Source organism: Roseiflexus sp., assembly GCF_057785375.1.
This window is the reverse complement of the sequence record NZ_JBYNRX010000073.1, coordinates 1-21,346: the sequence shown is the minus strand read 5'-3', so window position 1 is coordinate 21,346 and position 21,346 is coordinate 1. Positions and strand designations below refer to the sequence as shown.

At 62.1% G+C, this 21,346-nt stretch carries 19 protein-coding genes and 2 pseudogenes; 14 read left to right on the top strand and 7 right to left on the bottom strand.

The features are described 5' to 3' along the window. Positions 1-48: 48 nt before the first annotated feature. The 3 genes from AC3EA7_RS12670 to AC3EA7_RS12660 are packed head-to-tail and all read left to right on the top strand — an operon-like array spanning position 49 to position 2,927. Positions 49-633 carry a DsrE/DsrF/DrsH-like family protein gene (locus AC3EA7_RS12670; RefSeq protein WP_488614422.1) on the top strand — a complete coding sequence of 195 codons (585 nt, stop codon included), beginning with the start codon at positions 49-51 and terminating at the stop codon, positions 631-633. 18 nt (positions 634-651) lie between these two features. Next, the gene (locus tag AC3EA7_RS12665) at positions 652-1,149 is read left to right on the top strand and encodes a protein tyrosine phosphatase family protein (RefSeq protein WP_488614421.1); all 498 of its coding nucleotides are present in this window, start codon (positions 652-654) and stop codon (positions 1,147-1,149) included. Between the two features lie 20 nt (positions 1,150-1,169). Then, positions 1,170-2,927, top strand: coding sequence for a SulP family inorganic anion transporter (locus AC3EA7_RS12660; RefSeq protein WP_488614420.1), 1,758 nt, complete (start codon positions 1,170-1,172; stop codon positions 2,925-2,927). 130 nt (positions 2,928-3,057) lie between these two features. Here the strand turns inward: AC3EA7_RS12660 and AC3EA7_RS12655 are convergent, their stop codons facing one another. From AC3EA7_RS12655 to AC3EA7_RS12645, 3 genes are read right to left on the bottom strand one after another with little or no spacing between them, the layout of a single operon-like run. Continuing rightward, positions 3,058-4,824 carry an ATP-binding cassette domain-containing protein gene (locus AC3EA7_RS12655; RefSeq protein WP_488614419.1) on the bottom strand — a complete coding sequence of 589 codons (1,767 nt, stop codon included), beginning with the start codon at positions 4,822-4,824 and terminating at the stop codon, positions 3,058-3,060. Continuing rightward, a complete protein-coding gene (locus tag AC3EA7_RS12650) occupies positions 4,770-5,090 on the bottom strand; it encodes a metal-sulfur cluster assembly factor (RefSeq protein ID WP_488614418.1) in 321 nt (106 codons plus the stop codon). Before AC3EA7_RS12650 ends, AC3EA7_RS12655 begins: the two co-directional genes overlap by 55 nt. Next, on the bottom strand, positions 5,077-6,072 hold the full coding sequence (locus AC3EA7_RS12645; RefSeq protein ID WP_488614417.1) for a radical SAM protein: 996 nt from the start codon (positions 6,070-6,072) through the stop codon (positions 5,077-5,079). The genes AC3EA7_RS12650 and AC3EA7_RS12645 overlap by 14 nt, the downstream gene beginning before the upstream one ends. 132 nt (positions 6,073-6,204) lie before the next feature. Between AC3EA7_RS12645 and AC3EA7_RS12640 the strand changes: the two genes are divergently transcribed. The 7 genes from AC3EA7_RS12640 (at position 6,205) to AC3EA7_RS12610 (ending at position 12,922) form a co-directional block, all read left to right on the top strand. Beyond that, positions 6,205-6,783, top strand: coding sequence for a class I SAM-dependent methyltransferase (locus AC3EA7_RS12640; protein ID WP_488614416.1), 579 nt, complete (start codon positions 6,205-6,207; stop codon positions 6,781-6,783). Then, on the top strand, positions 6,780-7,289 hold the full coding sequence (locus tag AC3EA7_RS12635; RefSeq protein WP_488614415.1) for a carboxymuconolactone decarboxylase family protein: 510 nt from the start codon (positions 6,780-6,782) through the stop codon (positions 7,287-7,289). Before AC3EA7_RS12640 ends, AC3EA7_RS12635 begins: the two co-directional genes overlap by 4 nt. After that, the gene (locus tag AC3EA7_RS12630; RefSeq protein WP_488614414.1) at positions 7,286-7,975 is read left to right on the top strand and encodes a response regulator transcription factor; all 690 of its coding nucleotides are present in this window, start codon (positions 7,286-7,288) and stop codon (positions 7,973-7,975) included. Before AC3EA7_RS12635 ends, AC3EA7_RS12630 begins: the two co-directional genes overlap by 4 nt. Before the next feature lie 4 nt (positions 7,976-7,979). Next, positions 7,980-9,062 (top strand): sensor histidine kinase, encoded by a 1,083-nt coding sequence (locus AC3EA7_RS12625; RefSeq protein ID WP_488614413.1) that lies wholly within the window; start codon positions 7,980-7,982, stop codon positions 9,060-9,062. A gap of 597 nt (positions 9,063-9,659) precedes the next feature. Then, positions 9,660-10,970 (top strand): ABC transporter substrate-binding protein, encoded by a 1,311-nt coding sequence (locus AC3EA7_RS12620; protein WP_488614412.1) that lies wholly within the window; start codon positions 9,660-9,662, stop codon positions 10,968-10,970. 90 nt (positions 10,971-11,060) lie between these two features. After that, positions 11,061-12,053 (top strand): carbohydrate ABC transporter permease, encoded by a 993-nt coding sequence (locus AC3EA7_RS12615; RefSeq protein ID WP_488614411.1) that lies wholly within the window; start codon positions 11,061-11,063, stop codon positions 12,051-12,053. Next, complete coding sequence (locus AC3EA7_RS12610) at positions 12,050-12,922, top strand: carbohydrate ABC transporter permease (protein WP_488614410.1); 873 nt, start codon at positions 12,050-12,052, stop codon at positions 12,920-12,922. The genes AC3EA7_RS12615 and AC3EA7_RS12610 overlap by 4 nt, the downstream gene beginning before the upstream one ends. A gap of 70 nt (positions 12,923-12,992) precedes the next feature. On the opposite strand, the pseudogene AC3EA7_RS12605 reads toward AC3EA7_RS12610, so the two are convergent. Together AC3EA7_RS12605 and AC3EA7_RS12600 are read right to left on the bottom strand one after the other, a co-directional pair. Next, a pseudogene (locus AC3EA7_RS12605) lies at positions 12,993-13,619 on the bottom strand (DNA methyltransferase); the annotation flags it as partial. Positions 13,620-13,637: 18 nt separating this feature from the next. Continuing rightward, positions 13,638-13,937: a hypothetical protein gene (locus AC3EA7_RS12600; protein WP_488614409.1), complete on the bottom strand. Its 300-nt coding sequence runs from the start codon at positions 13,935-13,937 to the stop codon at positions 13,638-13,640. 378 nt (positions 13,938-14,315) lie between these two features. Here AC3EA7_RS12600 and AC3EA7_RS12595 point away from each other — a divergent pair, with 378 nt between their 5' ends. Beyond that, positions 14,316-14,516: a PIN domain-containing protein gene (locus AC3EA7_RS12595; protein WP_488614408.1), complete on the top strand. Its 201-nt coding sequence runs from the start codon at positions 14,316-14,318 to the stop codon at positions 14,514-14,516. Positions 14,517-14,531: 15 nt separating this feature from the next. Here the strand turns inward: AC3EA7_RS12595 and larC are convergent, their stop codons facing one another. Beyond that, positions 14,532-15,719: a nickel pincer cofactor biosynthesis protein LarC gene (larC, locus tag AC3EA7_RS12590; protein ID WP_488614407.1), complete on the bottom strand. Its 1,188-nt coding sequence runs from the start codon at positions 15,717-15,719 to the stop codon at positions 14,532-14,534. A gap of 127 nt (positions 15,720-15,846) precedes the next feature. Then, a complete protein-coding gene (locus AC3EA7_RS12585) occupies positions 15,847-16,785 on the bottom strand; it encodes a sensor domain-containing diguanylate cyclase (RefSeq protein WP_488614406.1) in 939 nt (312 codons plus the stop codon). Between the two features lie 151 nt (positions 16,786-16,936). On the opposite strand from AC3EA7_RS12585, the gene AC3EA7_RS12580 reads away from it, so the two are divergent. From AC3EA7_RS12580 to AC3EA7_RS12570, 3 genes and pseudogenes are all read left to right on the top strand, one after another. Beyond that, positions 16,937-17,713: an MBL fold metallo-hydrolase gene (locus AC3EA7_RS12580; protein WP_488614405.1), complete on the top strand. Its 777-nt coding sequence runs from the start codon at positions 16,937-16,939 to the stop codon at positions 17,711-17,713. Between the two features lie 42 nt (positions 17,714-17,755). Further along, positions 17,756-20,764, top strand: a complete 3,009-nt coding sequence (locus AC3EA7_RS12575; protein ID WP_488614404.1) for a hypothetical protein — start codon at positions 17,756-17,758, stop codon at positions 20,762-20,764. 187 nt (positions 20,765-20,951) lie between these two features. Next, positions 20,952-21,346 (top strand): annotated as a pseudogene (locus tag AC3EA7_RS12570) (hypothetical protein); the annotation flags it as partial.

Sequence of the window (21,346 nt, the reverse complement as noted above, 5' to 3'; positions counted from 1 at the left end):
TCTCTCGTATCGTCATAGAAGAGAAATTCATCATAAAGGGGAAAGAGCATGACTGTGATCGAAACAACGATTGAGCGCGAGCATGAGACCGCCGCGCTGCTCGATAGAATTGCTGCGCTCGAGGCGCGTATTGCGGCGCTCGAGGCACATCCCGCGCAAGGCGTCGAGGATCGCCTGGCGATGGTCGTTTTCTCCGGTGACCTGGATAAAGCCATTGCTGCGCTGATCATTGCGACCGGCGCTGCATCGATGGGGCTGGAAACTTCGATGTTCTTCACCTTCTGGGGCTTGAATGCGGTCAAAAAACAGAAGGTGTTCGCCGGGAAGAACTTGCTGGAACAGGGATTTACCGCCATGCTGCCCGGCGGGTTGGGGCAGATGGGTCTGTCGCAGATGAACTTCTTTGGCGCTGGCGCTCAGATCATTCGCAAGTTGATGCGCGACCACGGCGTGATGTCGGTCGAGGAATTGTTCAACCTGGCGCGTGAACTGGGGGTGCGCATGGTCGTGTGCGATATGTCGCGCGAATTGCTTGGTGTGCGTGACGACGAACTGGTCGATGGCCTGGAGCATGGCGGCGTGGCAACGTTCCTCGGCGACGCAAGCCGCGCCAAAGTGACCCTGTTCATCTGATCACGAGGATCAATTTTTATGAAACCTTGTACGAATGACGCCGAACTGGCGGCAGCCCAGAAGGCTGACCTGATTCGCTACGATATCGACGAACGTCTGACGCTTGCCGGGCAGCCGCAGCTGGAACACTGGGCAGCACTGGCAGTGGAAGGGTTCCAGGTCGTTATCAATATGCGCTCCGACCCGGAACGCGCTGCGACTCAGCAGCAGAACGCTGAAGCCGCCGGGTTGCGGTACATTCACCTGCCATTGCCGGTCTATGAATTGGAACCGGAGCATTTGGAGCAGTATCATCAGACTCTCGCTGCAACGCAGGGGCGCGTGTTCCTGCACTGCCGCTCGGCAACGCGCGTTGCGCTGATGTGGCTTCTCGACCGAATCGTGTACGACAGCTGGACCCGTGACCAGGCGGCAGCCGCATTGCGCGCGGCTGGCTATGATGACGACGCAATGGAAACCTTCGCCTTCTGCACGGATGATTATTTTGAACGCGCCGCCGCTGCTTCCAGCCGGTGAGGCGCAATAGCGGAACCAGTATGGCTGTCTCGTCGTCGCTCAAAACGCCGCTGACCGCTCAGGGTCTTCGGCGTTATTTTCCGTTTCTTGGCTGGCTGCTGCACTATCGCCGGGCTGACCTGCCGAATGACCTGGTCGCCGGTCTGGTGACGGCGATCATGCTCATTCCGCAGAGCATGGCGTATGCTCAGCTTGCCGGTCTGCCGCCGCAGGTCGGGTTGTATGCGTCGGTTGCGCCGCTGGCGGTCTACGCACTGCTCGGCACCTCCGCGCAACTGTCGGTCGGTCCGGTCGCCATTACGTCGCTGGCGGTCTTTGCTGGCGTCAGTGCGCTTGCCGAGCCGGGCAGCCCGCGCTACCTGGAACTGGTGTTGTTGCTGGCATTCATCGTTGGGGTGGTCAAACTGCTGCTGGGTGTGTTGCGCCTGGGCTTCGTGATGAACTTTGTGTCACACCCGGTGCTGGCGGGATTCACCTCCGCTTCGGCGCTGATCATTGCCGCCGGGCAACTGAAGTATCTGCTCGGCTACCGGATTGAAGGCGAACGGGTGCATGAGATCGTTCTGAACGCGGTTGCCGGTGTGAACCAGACCAACCCGGCAACCCTGGCGGTCGGCGCGATCAGCATCGCCTTGCTCATTCTGTTTCGTTCGCGGTTGAAGCCGTTCCTGCAGCAGCGCACACGCCTGCCATCCGCCGCCGTGACCCTGATCGTCAGCGGGGCGCCGCTGGTGACGGTGCTGCTTGGCATTCTGGCATCGTGGTTCTGGCGGCTGAACGAGACCGCCGGGGTGCGGGTGGTCGGCGCCATTCCGCAGGGATTCACCCCGTTCACGCTGCCGGCGCTGAGCGCCGCCGATGCGCAGGCGCTCCTTCCCACCGCGATGACGATCGTCTTCATCAGCGTCGTCGAGTCAATCGCGGTCGCCAAGGCGTTGGCAAGCAAGCGGCGCCAGGCGATCGACGCCGATCAGGAGTTGGTAGCGCTCGGCGCCGCCAACCTGACGGCGAGCGTCACTGGCGGCTACCCTGTCACCGGCGGCTTTGCCCGCTCAGTGGTCAACGATCAGGCGGGCGCCGTGACCGGTCTGGCGTCGCTGGTGACCGCAGCGAGCATTGGCATCATTGTGATCGGGTTCACGCCGCTGTTCTACTACCTGCCGCAGGCGGTGCTGGCGGTGACGGTCATCATTGCGGTGTTGAGCCTGTTCAAACCGGGCGAAGTGCTGCGTATCTGGCGCATGAATCGCACCGATGCGGCGACGTGGGGGGTAACATTTGCGGTTGTACTCCTGTTCGGCATCGAGGCTGGCATTCTGGCAGGGGTCGTCTTCTCGATCCTGCTGTTCCTCTGGCGCACCAGCCGACCGCACATTGCCATTGTTGGGCGGGTTAGTCAGAGCGAGCACTTCCGCAATGTCCTGCGCCATCAGGTGCAGACCTGCCCGCACGTCGTGGCGGTGCGCATCGATGAGAGCCTTTATTTCGCCAACACGCGCTACCTGGAAGACACACTCCTGCGCATTGTCGCTGAGCGACCAGAAGTGAAGCATCTGGTGCTGATCGGCTCGGCGATCAATTTCATCGACGCCAGCGCACTGGAAACACTGGAAGCGCTGCTCCACGAACTGCGCGCTGCCGGGGTCGAATTGCACCTGACGGAGATCAAGGGTCCAGTGATGGATCAACTGCAACGCGCCGGGTTCATCGACCACCTCGGCGCGGAACGGGTCTACCTGAGCACACATCAGGCAATGCAGGCGCTGGAGTGCGTTTGATCTTGCCCGGGTTCAGGTGACGGTCATCTGCGCCAACCACCCCGCTGCCGGGCGCCTCCGACGGCTTTTCCGACCGCCAGTGGATGACCGTCACCGCTGCCACCCCCGCCAAACACCGAATTCTATGGAATCAACCGCTTAACTTCCCCAACATTCCCCGAATAATCACATCCACCGCGGTATCTTCGTCAAGCCCGCGCGCCATCAGGGTTTCGAGTTCCTTGCGGTTGACCGAGCCAATCGCCGCTTCGTGGGTGACGTGCGCTTCGTCGCTGCGGACAATGACAGTCGGTATGTTTTCCGCCACAGCATCGCCCCGCACGATCTCGGCGCAGTCCATGTGCCCCCGCGTTCCAGGGGCATTGCCTTCGGCAGTCGTGAAGACCCGGCTGCGGGCGCGATCGCGCACGGCGATACGGGTCTTCGCCAACCCACGCGCCTTCTCTCCGTTGAGACGCACCACCTCGCGCACCTCGATGTCGTCGTCACCGACGCCGTACACCATTGAGGTCAAATCAACGACGCCGGACGCGGCTACATCGGCAATGTAGTCGATCAGCAACCGACCGACGCGCCCGTGCACCAGGCTGAACGTGCTGAAATAGCGCCCTCCTGCACCGATAGCCACGCCAGCGCGCGCTTCGACGACCACGCCGCCATGCGGTCCGTGGTAGTGCGCTTCAGTGTAGTTCATATGAGCATCTTCACTGATGCGCACGGTGGCATCCATGATGTGCCGCAGATCGCGGGCGTTGGGGAAGGTGCAGTGCGCCAGAAACTCGACCTGCGCACCGGCGCCGATCTCATAATCGGCGACAATCCGCTGCACACCGGTTTCCGCGATCATGCCGAAACAGAGGTGCACCGGGCGCTCCAACCGCACCCCGGGCGCAACCACGATCTGCACCTGAACGCCATCCGGCAGCGGTTCGGCGTTGATCGCCACCCCCGGCACTGTGATAGCGCCAAGCACACGATTGGCGCTGACAACCAGCGCCGCAACGCGACCGGATCGCAATGCAGCAATTGGCCCGCCCGCCTGTTCGTATGCTTGCAGGATCGCTTCATACTCATGCGCCCATGCCGGGTCGTTGTGCGGCATGGTCATGACCGGTATCTGTTGCGCTTTCATCGCACACCTCATCGCTTCTTCGGCAGCGCCGGTTATGATGATCGTCCCGGCGTTCATCACCGATGCGCGATCGGCGATTGATGCCATGTCGTTGCGGTGGGTAATGAGCAGCACCGCACATCCTGAACGCGCCATGCGTCGCACCAGTTGTTGAATATCGCCGAAGCTCAACACATCGACGCCAGAGTCCGGTTCGTCCAGAATAGCGAGACGTGGACGCATAGCGTACACTGCCGCCAGTTCGATCCGCTTGCGCTCGCCGCCGCTCAGGGTACGATCCAGGGCGCGCGGCAGATAGGTTGCCGGGTCCAATGCCACAGCGTGCAGCGCTTCCCACAACTCCTCCCGGCTGATCGCCGGTCTGCCGAGCGTCAGGTAGTCGCCAATCGGCAAGCCATCGAAGCGCGCCGGTTCCTGCCAGGCGAGCGTCAGTCCCAGGCGGGCGCGTTCGTGCATAGGCAGATCGCTGATGTCGCGCCCTGCAAACAGAATGCGCCCTGCATCGGGATGATAGTCTTCGCACCCCATGATGACGTATGCCAGGCTCGACTTCCCGCTGCCGTTGACGCCGAGCAGGGCGTGGATCTCACCCGCCAGCACACTGAGGTTGATGTCGTGCAGAATGGTGCGCCCCTCGCGGAAGAGGGCAACGCTCTGTACGTCGAGCAGAACATCACCAGACGGCATTGCCCACGTCCTCCCCCGACCGTTCAGGTCGTCTCGTCGAGCCAGCGCCGCCACGGCGCCGCAGCTGGCGGCGTCCATGGCGCATCGACCAGACGCACTTCCGCTTCCTGGATGCCGGGCACATCCAGCGCCGTCGCGCGAATCTCGTATTCGAGCACACCGGCCAGCGGACAGAGCGGCGTCGTCAGCGCCAATTCGATAAGCGCCCGCCCATCGGCGACCGTGACCGACTGAATCAGACCAAGATCGACCAGACTGAAGCCGAGTTCCGGGTCAATCACGCGCTGCATAGCCTCCCATACAGCGGCTTCCAGCGCAGTTTCCTGCGGATTACCGGCAACCATAGGATGTCGTCACCGCCTTTCGTGGTGCGGAGGCGGTCGAGGGGTAAAAGGCGTCCGCCGCACACCAGAAGCGCGTGCCGTAGCGTTCGATCACCTGCGCTGCACCACTCGACTCCAGCGTGTGCAGCGCCTGGCGCACCTGATCCGGCGCCCAGCGCGCCAGTGCGCGTTCCAGTTCCTCCGCGCGCATCGGGTGGCGTGCGACGATGGCGAGGATCGCTTCGACAGGAGAGGCATACCCGCGCAGATCGAACGTTCCTTCCGCCGGATGAACCACGTGTGCCGCTGCGCCAAGGATCGCGGTTGCACGCATCAACCCTTCGGCATCGGGCGATTCGACCCAGGGTTCCGCCGGGGGGCGTTCCGGCAGCGTGATGTCGATCCGGTCGGGCTGAACGCGCTGCAACGCCGCAGCAATGTCGCGCAGCGCCTCTTCGCTGTCGTTGATGCCGCGCACCAGCATCACCTCGACCCATAATTGCCCGCGATAGCCGGCGCGGAAGGCAATCAACCCCTCCAGCAAACGCTCGAATGTAGTCTCTGGATGGGGGCGGTGCAGTGTGCGATAGACAGCCGCCGAACCTGCCGAGAAGGTTGGCAGAACGGCATCGGCAGCGGCGAGCGCTTCCCGCACATCGGCTAGATAGAGGAGCGCACCGTTGGTAATCACTGCCACCGGTACTGTCGTCCGGCATTTGATGGCGCGGATGAGTTCGCCAATCTCGCTGTGCAGCGTCGGTTCCCCCGACCCGACGATCGTCACCCAATCGATCTCGTTGGGGGCGCGGGCTGCCAGCGCCTGATCGATCTCATTCAATAGAACCGGCAGTGGTACATATACGCGGCGCTCATTCGTCAGCGGGCGCGTCCGCCCAAGCTGGCAGTAGACGCAATTCCAGTTGCAGGTTTTCAACGGTACAGGATCGATACCAAGCGACCGTCCGAGCCGCCGTGATGGAATGGGACCGAAAACGCACGCCATACCGCTCGTCCGTCCTCCTCATTATCCGGTATACTTAATCCGCCTTGCTCTCATGCTAGATCGCGCCGTCACATGATTTGGGGGAGATATGGGTTGCCCAGGGTTGCATCCCTGCAACGAAACAGGTGGATTATGCTCGATCATTTCGACATTCTGGCGCCGGTGTACGAACGGGTGATCGGTCCACCCGATCCGACGCGCCTGAAAACATTGTTATGCCTGCCGACCGATGGATGGCTGCTCGACGCCGGCGGCGGCACCGGGCGCGTCGCCGCGACGTTGCGCCCGTTCGTCGGCGGCCTGATCGTCGCGGATCAGTCACGGCAGATGTTGCAACGCGCCCGCGAGAAACAGACGTTGTCCCCGGTGCGGGTACAGGTGCAACGGCTGCCTTTTGCTGATGGCTTCTTCAGCCGTATTCTGGTGGTCGATGCACTGCACCACTTTCTCGACCAGCCCGCAGCGATGCACGAACTGGTGCGGGTGCTCGCACCAGGCGGACGACTGGTGATTGAAGAGCCGGATATTCATCGTCCGGCGGTCAAACTGGTGGCGCTGGCGGAACGTATCGCACTGATGGGGAGCACCTTCCTGGCGCCGGAGGTGGTGCGCGACATGCTGGCGGCGCACGGGCTGCACGCGCACGTCGCAGAACGCGACCGCTTCTCGGCATGGATCGTTGCTGATAAACCTTCTGGAGGAGACCAATGAGCCGCGCTCCTGTCTTCCCTCGTCGCTGCTATGCCAGTCCCCGCCAGTTTCTGGCGGATGTCGTCTGGCTGTTCCGGCATCGCGCCCGCTTGCGGCAGGCGTACACCACGCTTTCGCCAGCATTCCGCGAGCGCCTGATGCTTGCCGTTACGGCGGTCAATCGCTGTCGCTTCTGTTCGTTCGCACATACGCGAATGGCGCTGGCGGCTGGCGTGACGAATGCCGAGATTGTGCAGATCCTCGACCAGATATTCAGCAATTGCCCGCCAGACGAAGCGCCGGCGCTGACATATGCGCAGCACTGGGCAGAAACCGATGCCACGCCCGACCCGGCGGCGCGTGAGCGCCTCGCCTGCGAGTATGGCGCGCTCTGCGCCGATGCCATCGAGGCACTACTGCGCATGATACGCGTCGGGAATCTGCTCGGCAACACGTTCGACTACCTGCTCTTCCGTCTTTCCGGCGAACGCCTTGGGTTGACCGATGACGACCGGCGCCTGGTATGAGTGCGACCATCCTGATCATTGAAGACGAAGCCAGCATCCGCACCGTTGCGCGCGCCTATCTCGAGCAGGCGGGCTTTCGCGTGCTGCTGGCGCTCAGCGGACCGGAAGGGGTGGAGATAGCGCGCCGCGAGCGCCCCGATCTGGTCATTCTCGATCTGAATCTGCCCGGGATGGATGGGATGGAAGTCGCTGCACGGCTGCGCCAGGAGTCGGATGTATTCATCATCATCCTGACAGCGCGCAGCGAAGAGAGCGACCGGGTCGCCGGGTTGCGCATCGGCGCCGATGACTACGTTACCAAGCCATTCAGCCCGCGTGAGTTGGTGGCGCGGATCGAAGCCATCCTGCGCCGGCGCCGTTCTGCAACCCCGGTGGTTGACTCCACGCTGCGCTTCGCGCATCTGCGGATCGACCCGGACCGGCGCGAGGTCACCGTTGGCGATCAGGTGATTGACCTGACAACGACCGAGTTCGATGTGCTTCTGGCACTGGCGCGGCACGCCGGCAGGGTGCTGAACCGTGAACAGATCCTCGACCTGGTATGGGGGGACGATTTCTACGGCACCGACCGCGTGGTGGACGTGTACGTCGGGCAGGTGCGCCGCAAACTGGAGGCGGTCGCCGGTGTTCCGCTCATTCAGACGGTGCGCGGCGTGGGGTACAAGTTCATCGATGAAGCAGTGTAATCGCATGGGGCTCTGGCGACAACTTCGCTGGCGCATCATCGCCGCACAGATGCTCGTTGTGCTGGTCGGCGTCGTAACGCTGATTGCGACAGCAGACATCCTAGCGGTGCGAACGGTCGATCCCGCATTACTGCCCGCTTTCGAGAAGGCAATGCTCCAGGCGCTGGTCGTCGCCGCGCTGGCATCGGCGCTCGTTGGTCTGGCTGCAAGCCTGCTGCTGGCGCGTGAGATTCTGCGCCCGCTCTATCAACTGGCGACCAGCAGCCGACGGATCGCCAGCGGCCACTACGATGAACGGGTGACTGTGCCGTTGAGCGACGAACTGCGCGATGTCGCGCAGAGTTTCAACCAGATGGCTGAGGCGTTGGCGCGGGTCGAACAACAGCGCGTGACCCTGATCGGCAATGTGGCGCACGAATTGCGCACGCCGCTCGCCGGTCTCGAGGGGTACCTCGAAGGGTTGCTCGATGGCGTGTTGCCCGGTGATCCCGAAACGATCAGCGCCATGCAGCACGAAGTGCGGCGGCTGCGACGGCTGGTCGATGATCTGCAACATCTCTCGCGGGTCGAGGCGGGTCAGGTAACGATTCAGCCGCAGATCTTCGACATCGTGGCGCTGGTACAGCGTATTGTCGCCCAATTGCGACCGCAACTCATCGAGCAGTGTCTGGAGATCGTGGTCGAAGCGCCGGATGGAGCGATGCTGGCATACGCTGACCCCGATCGAACTGCGCAGGTGCTGGTCAATCTGGTGGGCAACGCCATTCGCTACACGCCGGAGGACGGATGCATCACGCTCCGGGTGCGCAGCGATGCGACGTATGTTCAGGTTGCGGTGGAAGATACCGGCATCGGCATTCCGGCGGAAGCGTTGCCCTACCTGTTCGAGCGCTTCTACCGCGTCGATCCATCACGCAGCCGGGCAAGCGGCGGCAGCGGGATCGGATTGACGATTGCACGCCATCTGGCGCGGGCGATGGGGGGCGAGATCACGGCTGCCAGCCCTGGCATTGGTCAGGGGAGCGTCTTTACCCTGACCCTGCCGCGCGGCAGAGATGATGAAGGGGGTAAGCACGATCTGTCGTGATGGGAAGACGGACTTACGCAGTGGTGCATTTTTGCTCCGCGAGAGCCTGCGGCAGCGTAGTACTCCTGATCAAGGCGCAAAAGAAGACAAGCGCCGCTCCGCCGAAAGCAAAAAGAGCCATCACGGGGTGCAGGCATGATTTGTCAAGAAACGACGCTCCGGTTGCCAGCGATTGAAATCGCCCCTGATGGACCTGCGGCCGACCGTCCGCCTGCGCGGACGGGACCGGCGGCGTCCACCTGCGTGGACGCCCGGCGGAACGCCCGCCCGGCACACCCCCCGCTTGCGGGGGGTTGGGGGGTCAGTCGCCAGCCGAGGCGCAGCGCAGCAGGGACGCGCTTGCTTGCCGCCTGACAATTCATGCCTGGACCCGCCGTCACGCGGCTCGTCCGTGAGGCGCCCGCGTAGCTCCTGTCACTAACTCCTGATTGCACCCGACCATGATCTCTGGATCCGTCCAGGATTTGTGCTATACTCTTCTTATCCATCCTCTAAACCGAGCCAGGAGGTGCGCGCTCTTGATGGTTGAGCACCGGGACCGTGGTGATGAGTCATTCTCCGCATGACCATCTTCGTCATCTGAAAGGCAGGGATGCTATGTTCACGACAAAGTGGTTGAAGCTATTCGGCGTCTTTTCGATCCTCGCGCTCGTGCTGGCTGCCTGTGGCGGCGCACCAGCGACCACCCAGCCAACCGCCGCCCCCGCACAGCCAACAACCGCTCCGGCGCCCACCGGCAGCGGCAAACTCGAAATCTTCAGCTGGTGGACGAATGCCGGCGAAGCCGACGGGCTGAACGCCATGTTCGACATCTACAAGCAACAGAATCCTGGCGTGGAAATCGTGAACGCCACCGTCGCCGGCGGCGCAGGCACGAATGCCAAAACCGTGTTGAAGACTCGTCTGCAGGGCGGCCAGCCGCCGGATAGCTGGCAGGTACACGCGGGCAAGGAACTGACGGCATACGTCGATGCCGGGCAGATGGAGCCGCTGACACAGTTCTTCAAGGAGCAGGGCTTCGACAAGGTGATGCCGCCGAAACTGCTCGAGCAGATCACCTACAACGGCGAAATCTGGTCGGTGCCGGTCAACATCCACCGCTCGAACGTGCTCTGGTACAACATCAAGATTTTCCAGGAGAATGGTCTGACCCCGCCAAAGACCATGGACGACTTCTTCAAGGTGGCGGATGCGCTCCAGGCGAAGGGTATCATCCCGCTGGCAGTCGGCGGCAAGGACCGGTTCGAGACGCCGCACCTGTTCGAGAGCGTGCTGCTGGCAGTCTTTGGACCAGAAGATTATGCCAAACTGTTCCAACCCGGCGCCGACTGGAGTGACCCGCGTGTGCGCGAGGCTGCGGAAATCGCCAAACGGATGCTGGAGTACTCCAACAGCGACCGCTCGTCGCTGGGGTGGGCTGACGCCGCGCAACTGGTGCTCGATGGCAAAGCGGCCATGACGATTATGGGCGACTGGGCGCATGGCTACTTCATCGGCAAGGGCGCGAAGGTCGGCGTCGATTATGGCTACGCTCCCGCGCCGGGCAACGAAGGCGTCTTCATGTGGCTGTCGGACAGTTTCGGTCTGGCGAAGGGCGCGCCAAACCCGCAGCAGGCGAAGGCGTGGCTGGCGCTCTGCGGCTCGCGTGAAGGGCAGGACGCCTTCAACCCGAAGAAGGGGTCCATCCCGGCGCGCACCGACGCGGACGTAAGCCTGTACGACGAGTACCTGCAGTACTCGATCAAAGCCTTTGGCAGCGAGCAGCTGGCGCCGAGCGTCGTTCACGGCGCCGCCGCTCCCGAAGCGTACATGACCGAATACGGCAACGCATTGAACGTCTTTGCCAGCGACCTCGACGTTGATGCAGTCGTCGAGGCGCTGAAGGACGCTGCGAAGGACCTCAAGTGACATAAAAGGCGCAGAACACGGAGAGACGTTGTTGAGACGTAGCATGCTACGTCTCAACGTCTCTTCGCGTCCATCCGCAAAGGAGCACGCATGCAACAGGCAAAGACGCTCAGCGCACGTCCCGCCCGCCGGGTGCGCTGGATGAACCGGGATCGGGCGGTTGCGCTGTTGATGATCGCCCCATCGGCGCTGGCAATCGCCGTCTTCGTCTATGGATTCATCGGCTGGACCGCCTACATCTCGATGACCGACTGGCGGGGACTGACGATGTCAACGTCGTTCGTCGGGTTCGATAACTATCAGACGATCTTCAGCACCGCGCGTTTCCAGACGAACATCCGCAACCTGATTGTCTTTACGATCTTCTTCCTGGCGTCGTGCCTGGTGATCGGGCTGTTGCTCGCCGTGCTCGTCGACTCACGGATCCGCGTCGAGGGGTTCTTTCGCTCGGTCTACATCTTCCCGATGGCGCTGTCGTTCATCGTGACCGGCGTCGTCTGGCAGTGGTTGTTTGCGCCAGGCAACTGGCCCAACGACCCGACCGGCATCAACCTGCTGTTCAAGCAGTCGGGGCTTGGGTTTTTACAGGCGGCATGGACGACCGACACGAACGTTGTACCGGGATGGCGCATCGAGGGGGTACGCACCCGGATCGGCATCCCGATGGCGATGATTCCGGTGGTCGTTGCGGCGGTCTGGCAGATGTCGGGGTTTGTCATGGCGATGTACCTGGCAGGGTTGCGCGGCATTCCAGAAGAGATCAAAGAAGCGGCGCGGGTCGATGGCGCGACTGAGTGGCAGGTGTTTCGCACTATCACGCTGCCGATGCTGCAACCGATCACTCTGAGTGCAGTGATTATTCTGGGGCATATTTCGCTGAAGATTTTCGACCTGATCGTCACGATGACCGGCGGTGCGCCCGGTAACAATACCGAGGTGCCAGGACTCTACATGTATGAAATCACCTTCAAAGCCAACAAATTCGCCGAGGGCGCAGCAGTGGCGATGGTGATGCTGGTGGTTGTCGCGTTGCTGGTGGCGCCGTACCTGATCTACAACCGGCGAACAGAGGTGGAGCGATGAGTAGTGTTGCCATACCTGCACCGGGGCGACGGCGCATCCGCTGGTCGCGCGTGGTCATTTACAGCATCATGATTGCGTTTCTGCTCTTCTTTCTCCTGCCGGTCTACCTATTGCTGATCACCAGTTTCAAGAGTTTCGATCAGGTGAGCCTCAGCCGGATGTGGGACCTGCCGACGCGGTTTTCGCTCGAAAGCTTTGATCGCGCCTGGAACGGCGGCGAAGGGGTGATCGGGATGCGCGGCAGTTTCTGGAACAGTGTGCAACTCGTCGTTCCGGCGACGGTCATCTCGTGCATCCTGGGATCGCTCAACGGCTATGTGTTGTCGAAATGGCGCTTTCCCGGCTCGGAAACACTCTTTACCCTGATTCTCTTCGGCATGTTCATCCCCTACCAGAGCGTCCTGGTGCCACTGGTCGAAGTATTGCGCGAAATCCGGCTGTATGCCACGATACCCGGCCTGATCCTGGTGCACGTGGTCTACGGCATTCCGATCACAACCCTGATTTTCCGAAACTACTACGCGACAGTGCCGAACGAACTTGTGGAAGCAGGGAAGATCGATGGCGCCGATTTCTTCGGCATCTACCGCCATGTGATGCTGCCGCTCTCCGCGCCTGGCTTCGTGGTTGTGGCGATCTGGCAGTTCACCTCGATCTGGAACGAGTTCCTGTTCGGGCTGATCATCACCAACGACCCACAGTTACGCCCGGTGACCGTGGCGTTGCAAAACCTGTCGGGAAGCCAGTTTACGCAGTGGAACGTACAGATGGCCGGAGCGCTGCTGGTTGCGCTGCCGCCACTGCTGGTCTACATTTTCCTGGGGAAATACTTCCTGCGCGGGCTGCTGGCGGGGTCGCTGAAGGGGTAGACGAACGATTACAGCCAGCGTAACGAAAAGCGGTGCGGATAAAATGAAAGCTAATCGGGTGTACAAAGACTCAGGCGAGATTAAGAGATAACTGGGATTCTTTCGTCCCTGAAAGCGAAAGCGCAGGAACAGCCCGCAGACTCATCGCATAGTATTCTCTGTTCTTCTCAATGCCAATCGCCGTGTACCCGACCGCTTCCGCAGCAGCCAGGGTGGAACCGGCGCCCATGAAGGGGTCAAGAACGATGCCTTTGCCAAGGGGCAGGGAGGCATACACAATCTGACGCAGAAACGATTGCGGTTTCAGGCTTGGATGGTTCGCAATCGCGCGCTCTTTCTGTGGGGTGCGTTCGCTCTCGATCACGTCTTCAAACGGATTGCCATCCGGTTTACGCCGCAATCCGCCGGTCTGGAACATTCTGAGGCACTCGCCGACCGTCATATCTTTCGGAACCGGCTTGCGGAAGATGCCCCACGGCTCGTAACACCCGCGCGGCATCGAGCAGACGCCAGGGAACTCTTCTTCCGCATTCTTTGGACGATCACCGCCGCGGAGCGTTCGGACGAGCCGGATGACCTGCCCGCGAAACTCAAGCCCGGCATCGATCATTGCAGCAAAAACGACTTGTGAGAGAAATACGTTTGACACGACGAAGACATGGGCGCCGGGACGAAGAATCCGCAGGGTCAGACGAGCCCACTCGTAAAAGTATTCCTAAATGCGCGCCCTTTCCCGGTCATTGAGCGCTGTAAACCGTGGCAGTGGCGACCGGTTGTGACCGTCAAACGATGGTGGGATGCGCCAGACGCCTCCGTGACCATTTGAGCGTTTTTCCAGCTGATCGGGGTCGTATTCCTTAATTCCGTAAGGCGGATCGGTGACAATCGCGTGCATGCTTTCAGCAGGCGCCCGTTGCATCCATGCGAAGCAATCTGCATAGATCGCCAGCGATCGTGGAAAAGCATGCGATTCGTAATCGAAGGCAAAGGTCTGTTTGAGGTCATCAGCGGTCATACGATGTCACCTGATCATCAATCGTTTCGCCAAATGTACTGGGAGAAGGAGAGAGCGTTTATCCTGCGTTTGATGGAACACGGTCCTGCGCCTGGCAGGAGCGTCTGGCGACGGGAGGAACTGCGTGAGCGCCAGAGTGCTGGTGGACACGAATGTTCTGGTCTATGCCTATGATCGCGCCAAGCCTGAACGACAACAACGCGCCTTCGAAGTTCTGGACCTTCTCTCCATGAGCAACACTGGCGTGCTCAGCACACAGGTGCTTTCTGAGTTCTTTGTTGCCGTAACTCCAAAGATCCTACTCCCCTTCCTGTACCGGATGCCTGTGATCGGATCACCAACTATCTCCAGAGTTGGACCATCTTGGAGATAACGGGTATGATTGTTCTGGAAGCTGCGCGTGGGGTGCGTGATCACCAGTTCAGCTTTTGGGACGCTCAGATCTGGGCTACTGCCCGCCTGAACCAGATCTCGGTTGTCTTTAGCGAGGATTTCAACCCGGGATGGATCACAGAAGGAGTTCGCTTCGTGAATCCGTTTGCTGCGGATTTCCAGATAGAAACCTGGCTGAGCAGATAAGGTTCCGGTGCGACCTCAACACTTCGTCGCTCCATCCTCCAACCGCCCCATCACCATCTGATACACCGCTGCCAGCGGCACACCGCGCTCGCGCGCGATCCGGGCGCAATCTTCGTACTCTGGCGCAGCGCCAAGCAGTTCACCGCGCCACCATTTTCGTTTGACCCGTACCGTGCCCAGCGGCGTGGCAACCTCCCTGATGTCGCGGTCGCATACGTGGCGCTCAACAGGACGACGCCGCACCCCTAGCGTCGTCGTTTCGCGCATGATCAGGTCAACGACCATTTCCTCCAGATCGGCGGGCACGAGAGCGGAGAGCAGCGCAGCGGTGCGTCCTTTCTTCATCAGAATTGGCGTGCACCAGACATCGAGGGCGCCGGCTGTGCGCAGCCGGTCGGCGGCATATGCGATGTGCGCAGCCGGCTGGTCATCGATGTTCGTTTCCAGCAGCACCAGATCCTGCTGCCGGTCGGCGCCGTCTTCCTTGTCGAGATCGCCCAGCCAGACGCGCAGGGCATTCGGGCGCTCCGTCTGGCGGGCGCCAAAGCCATAGCCGACGGTGCGCAGGCGTATCGGCGGGCGGCGAAAGGTTGCCAGCGCTGCCAGGATCGCTGCGCCGGTCGGAGTCGTCAACTCAAATGACGTCTCATCAGGGGTAACCGGTGCGCCAGCCGACGCCAGGATTGCCAGCGTTGCGGGAGCAGGGACAGGCAGGGGACCATGCGCCGTGCGCACCCATCCGGCGCCAAGCGGCAGCGGCGAGGCAAAGACCTGCTCGACCCCAAGCAGGTCGAGTCCTGCCACCACGCCGACGATGTCAACAATCGCGTCGAGTGCGCCGACTTCGTGGAAATGGATCTGATCGACCGTCGTCCCATGGACTCGCGCCTCGGCTTCTGCGAGGATGGTAAAGATGCGGATACTACGATCGATGACTGCTGCGGGCAATGACGCGGCGCTGATGATGGCGCGGATGTCGTCGAGGTTGCGGTGGACGTGACCTTCGGGCGCAACGACGTGGGCGCGCGTGCCGGCGAGCGGTCCGCGCACCTCGCGTGTGGCGTGCAGGTCCCATCCGGCGACGTTGAGACGCTGCAACGCCTCGCGGAGCGCCTCGAGCGACAACCCGGCGTCCAGCAGCGCGCCAAGCGCCATATCGCCGCTGATGCCGGAAAAACAGTCAAAGTAGATGACCCGTGGCATACATCCTTCTCGAGCACAGTATCAGAGTCATCTGAAAAGTCGCCTTACGAGGCGCCGTCAGTGACTCGCCCAGCCAGTTCACGTTTTCAGACACGCTCTCAGCGTGATAGCAACGCAGCGTGCATACTCAGCGCCGTGTGGACTCACCATCTTCACCGTCAGACGACGGCTCTTCAACTGAAACGCGATTGCGCCCGTGTTGTTTGCTCTGGTACAGCATCTGATCGGCGCGATCAAAAAGGCTGAGCGGCGTATCATCTGAACGAGCGACCGCTACGCCAAGCGAGACGGTCACACGAACGGTTGCGCTGTTGGTCGAGAGCGCAGATTGTTCCACCAGCATGCGCAAACGTTCTGTAATGACGCTCAGCATACCGACGCTGACATTCTGCACAACGATGGCGAATTCCTCGCCGCCCCATCGCCCGACGGCATCGAATGCACGCACGTTGTACGCCAGCGTGCGCGCGACCATCCTCAACACCTCGTCGCCGGTCAGATGCCCAAAGGTATCATTGACCGCCTTGAAATGATCGATGTCGGCCAGGACGACCCCAAAGGGCCAGCCATAGCGGCGCAATTCTTCGAGGCGGGCGTGTGTGATGCTTTCGATGAAACGCCGGTTGCCAACGCCGGTCAGTGGATCGAGCAGCGCTAACTGGCGCAGACGCTCGATTTCTTCCAGCGCCGCTTTCTGCTGCGAGTTATCGCTGAACACTTCGACTGCGCCGATGATCTCCCCATGCTCATCCCGGATCGGCGTCACACGCACCAGCACCGGCGCGCGATGCCCTTGTTTGTGGTGCAGAATAACCTCTGCCTGCCGTGGTTGACCATCACGAATGGTCGCAGCCAGCGGACACATGTCGGTGCATAAACGTCGTCCGCATTCGTCGATATGACACAGCAGGTTATCGCCGCAGAAACGTCCCGTCACCTCATTGGCGCTATACCCGGAGAGGCGTTCTGCGCCACCGTTCCAGTACAGAATGCGACGATGCCGGTCAACAAAATACACGCCATCGTACATCTCATCGAGCAGGTGTTTGTAAAATGCGTCGTTCATCGCGCGCCTCCGGGTCGATGCAGGATTACGACGTGCGTTTCACTCGGAGCAAGTATAGCACTTTTGATGTGTCGCCAGAATGCCACAACAGGAACGACTCTGATACAATATCAGCAACGATTGGACGCCAACAGCAGAGGAGCATCCTGGTATGCGCATGATTTTGTTAGGCGTCGGGACGGCGGTGCCGGACGCCGACCGTGATTACACGCATATGGTCTGGGAAGCGCCAGATGGGCTGGTGCTGGTCGATGCCGGCGGCAGTACGTACCAGCGGTTGCTGCGTGCCGGCGTCAATCCGCGTGACTTGAGGGCGATGATTCTGACGCATTCGCACACCGATCATCTCAATGGTTTGCCTGGACTGCTCTTTTCGCTGAAACTCGCCGGATACGACCGACGTCTACCGGTCTATGGCAATGCGCCAACCCTGGCAGCCGCGCAGCGTATTCTCGAAGCGTTTGAACTCGAGCAGTATCAGCCGGAGATCGATTGGATTTCGATTGAAGCAGGCGATGAAATCACCCTGGACGGCGCGCCATACCGTATTCACACCGCGCCAACCGTCCATTCGCGCCCTTGCCTTGCGTTGCGCTTCAGCAGCGACGATGGGCGCGCGCTGGTCTACTCCGCCGACACTGAGCCATGCGACGCAGTGCGTGACCTGGCACGCGGCGCCCTGGTCCTGATCCACGAAGCCACAACGCCGGAACCATTTCCCGGTCATACGTCGCCATACCAGGCAGGCGAAGTCGCGGCTGCCGCCGGAGTCGAGCGGTTGGTGCTCGTTCACTACAGCCCGCGCTGGACGATGAGCGCCGATCGTGCGATTGCCGAAACCCGCGCCGCAGGGTTCACCGGCGAGGTCGAAATCGGGCGAGAGTTCGCGTCGTATCCACTGCCGCCGGTGTTACCGTCATCGATGTGAGCAGATGTCAGATCCGCCCCCATGATCAAGAACTCGGGTTCTATGACCACAAGCGCTCATTCGCCTCCTGACCTCATTCCGCCTTCGGTCGCGGCAGTAACGCAATATCCGCATCTGTACTATCAGACGGGGCGCGCGCTGGCGGTGCAGGCGCGACGCATCGCCGAGCGGTGTGCATGGTTTGTGCCGCGTCCAGCCGCAGTAACAACGCTCGAACAGGCAATACGCGACTGTAACGGAGGCATCGTGGCGCTCGATGGCGATCACGGCGGCGGCGCAACAGCGCTGATCTGCCGGCTGGCTGCCACGCGCCGATGGGCATTCTGGCTGCCTGAAGATGATGCTGGCGGTGGTCTGGCGGCGCTTTGCGCGCAGACGCTGGCGCTTGCCGATCTGCCGGCGCCGCTGGTTCCGCCGATTGCGTCACGCGATGCGCTGACCCTCGAACGGCTGCTCGCGGAAGCGGCAGAGAAACAACCCTCTGGCGATCCTTTGGTTGTTCTTATCGGACGAATGCCAGATGACACTGACGTGCCTGTGCCGCCTCCACTGCCTGTCAGTCTTCCTTCTGGCGTGGTTGTCGTGATGCTGACAACGCCAGATACGCAACAACCGGCGATCGGGGCGCATTTTGCGGCCCGCGTATCGCTCCATGCTGATGAGGCATGGCTGGCGGACGTTGCCGCTCACCTGAGCAGGAACCGTCGTCTGGCGACCATCCTGGCGTCACGCAGTCGGGGATCGCCGCTCTATCTTCGCCTGGCAATTGGATTGCTGGCGGGACGGGCAATCGACGGAAAACGTCTTCCCTCTGGATTGACCGACCTGCATCAACACTGGTGGGAACGGTTGGAGCCACACGGGCGCGCCCTGGCGTGCGTTCTTGCCGCTTCCCGTGAGCCGTTGCCGCTGACGCTGGCAGCAATGCTGGCGGGAAGCGCCGAAGAGTCCATCCGGCATCTGGTGCAACGCTGGGGTCCACTCATCGAGCGTACTGAAGCGGGCATTCGATTGTACCATCGCGCAACACGCGCATTCATTGCCGGAATGTCGGGAGACAACCTGGCATCGGCTCACGCGCGCTTTGTCGAACTGACCCTTGCACAGTCGAACGGGATGACCGAGCGGTCGGGCTGGCAGGACGAGATCGCATTGAGCCGTGAATTCGCCCGTCACAGCGCACTCGGCGGCAGCGCAACGCAAGCGGCGATCAGCAGTGTGGTCCGGCGCGCCTGGGTGCGCGCGCAGGAGCGGCGCAGCGGCAATCTAAGCGATGCGGCTGTCGATGGGTTGTGGGCGCTGCGCGCAGCCGCAAAGAACGACGCAGCACTCCCGCTGTTGCGAGCCGCAGCCCTGACCGGCGGGCTGGCCTTTCTGGCGCGCACCCTGCCGCCCCATGCGCCTGCCGAAGTGTTCGCCGCCGCCGTTGATCGCGGGCAACCGCGCGACGCAACGATGAAGCGCATCCGGGTAATGATCGACCAGTTGCCGGATGGACGCGACAAGGCGCTGGCGTTGCGCAATCTCGGCGAAGTCTGCTACGCACTGCGCATGCGCGCGCCAGCGATGCGGATGCTCTCCGAAGCGCTCGACCTCGAAGCGCCCGGTCCCACCCGGCAATGGCGCGATCAGCACGAAGAAACCCTCGTTGCGCTGGCGCGCGCCGCGATTGGCATTGGTGCACCCGACACGGCGCTTGGCATCACAACCCGTATCGTCCATGCTGAACGGCGCGGCATGATCGAAACCGAAGTCGTGCGCTGGCTGATCGCACACAGGCGGTTGAGCCGCGCCGAAGAGGTGGCGTATGCAATAGCGCATCCGGGGAACCACGACTGGGCCATGGCGGAAGTAGCAATTGCGCACGCACGTGCTGGCGACTATGAGCGCGCCGGTCTGGTGCTTGACACACTGCGCAGTGCCACGACGGTTGCGTGGGTCACTGCCGAACTGGCCTGTGATGCGGCTCGACGCGGCAACCCGCGCGCTGCGGATCGGGTGATGCTCCTGCCGAACCCGGCGCTGCGCGATCGTGCGCTGGCGCAGGTGGCGCGCGCGCTGATCGTTCAGGTTGCGCCAGAGACCGCGCTCGAAGTTGCGCGCCTGATCGATGACCACGAAACCCGCGCCCGTTGCCTGATCGACATGGCGCTCGACCATCCGCCGATTGCGGCGCAGGCGCTCGACGAAGCCGCCACCGCCGCAATTGCCGTCGAAGGAGAGGAGCGGGCATCGGTGATTGCGGCGTTGGCGGCAGCCGAAGCGGCCAGCGGGCAATTCGAGGTCGGTATGCGGATGGCGGCGCTGCTCCCCGAAGGCGAGGAGCGAGACCGCGCCCATTCGCGTACTGCAATTGCGCTGGCGCGCCGGGGTGACTACGCAACGGCAGAGACCGTTGCGCTGACCATTGCAGATGAAGACGAACGCAGTTGGGCGCTCGACGAACTGGCGCGCATTCTGGCGGCGAACGGGCGCCACCGCGATGCATTTGCGCTGGCGGCGCAAATTGGCGACGCTGGAGCACGGGCGCGGCTCGAAGCCGACCTGGCGATTGCCTGGGCGCGATCCGGCGCTGCGGCGGCAGCCCATGCACGCACTGAACAGATCACTGTCCCCACTGAGCGCGCGCGCGCGCAAGCAGCCATCGCGCAGCCGCTGGTCGAATCCGGCGCGCGCGCGCGCGCGTTCACCAGCATTGCCGATGTGCTGCCCCCCGATGTGCGCAGTCGCTACTTGCTTGCCGCTGCACAGGCGCTTGCCGCCCACGGGTTGCCCGAAGACGCCGAAGAAGTGGCGCGGCTCATCCCACGACCGCTGGAACGCGCACGCGCCCTCGTTGCTACGGCGCGCGCCGTCGTCAAGTGCCAGGATACCAGACGCGCTCATCTCCTCCTCGGTCAGGCATTTCTGACCATCGCTCCGCTCGGACGCACCGAGACGCTCCAGTGTATCGGCTGGGCCGCCGACGCGCTGGCGCTGATCGGCGGTGCGGAACTGCTGCTGACCGCCGCCGCTGCCCTGGATGAAATCGACTCCTGGCTCGTTGGGTGAAGGGTTGAACGTTAAGCGTGGGAAGGTTACAGGTGGGCGTTGAACGTATGCAGGTTGCAGATGCGCAGACTGGGGCGCGCCTGCGATGCGCCCGCCATGACGTTGCACATTGCATTCCCGGCATCTGCACAAAATATGCATCGATACCCGGTTTTGACAACCACGGTGTCACCGGCGTATCATCGTCTTGTCTTTGTGTCATCGTCTCCCCAGGCAAAAAGGTGACGACCAGTTCCACGAGCAGGTGATCGGGCTGCGCCGGAGTGACAGCGGCGTCTTCTACCTGCACGGCGACCACCTGGGGAGCGTGAGCGCCGTGACAAACGCAAGCGGCGCGCTGACGGCGCTGCAGCACGACGACCCATGGGGCCGGGTGCGCACCGGCGGCGTCGGGCAGACCGCGCTGAACTTCACCAGGCAACGCCTTAATGCGACGGGGCTGCAGTGGCCCCTTGATCAACAACTCCTGCTGCTGGAAGAAATGACCCGCACCCTGCGCACAGAGCTGGCGTCGAACAGTGCACCGTCGCCCCGCCCGGCGCCAGCGATGTGGCGCGGTCTGCTCAAGACCGCTGCTCCTGC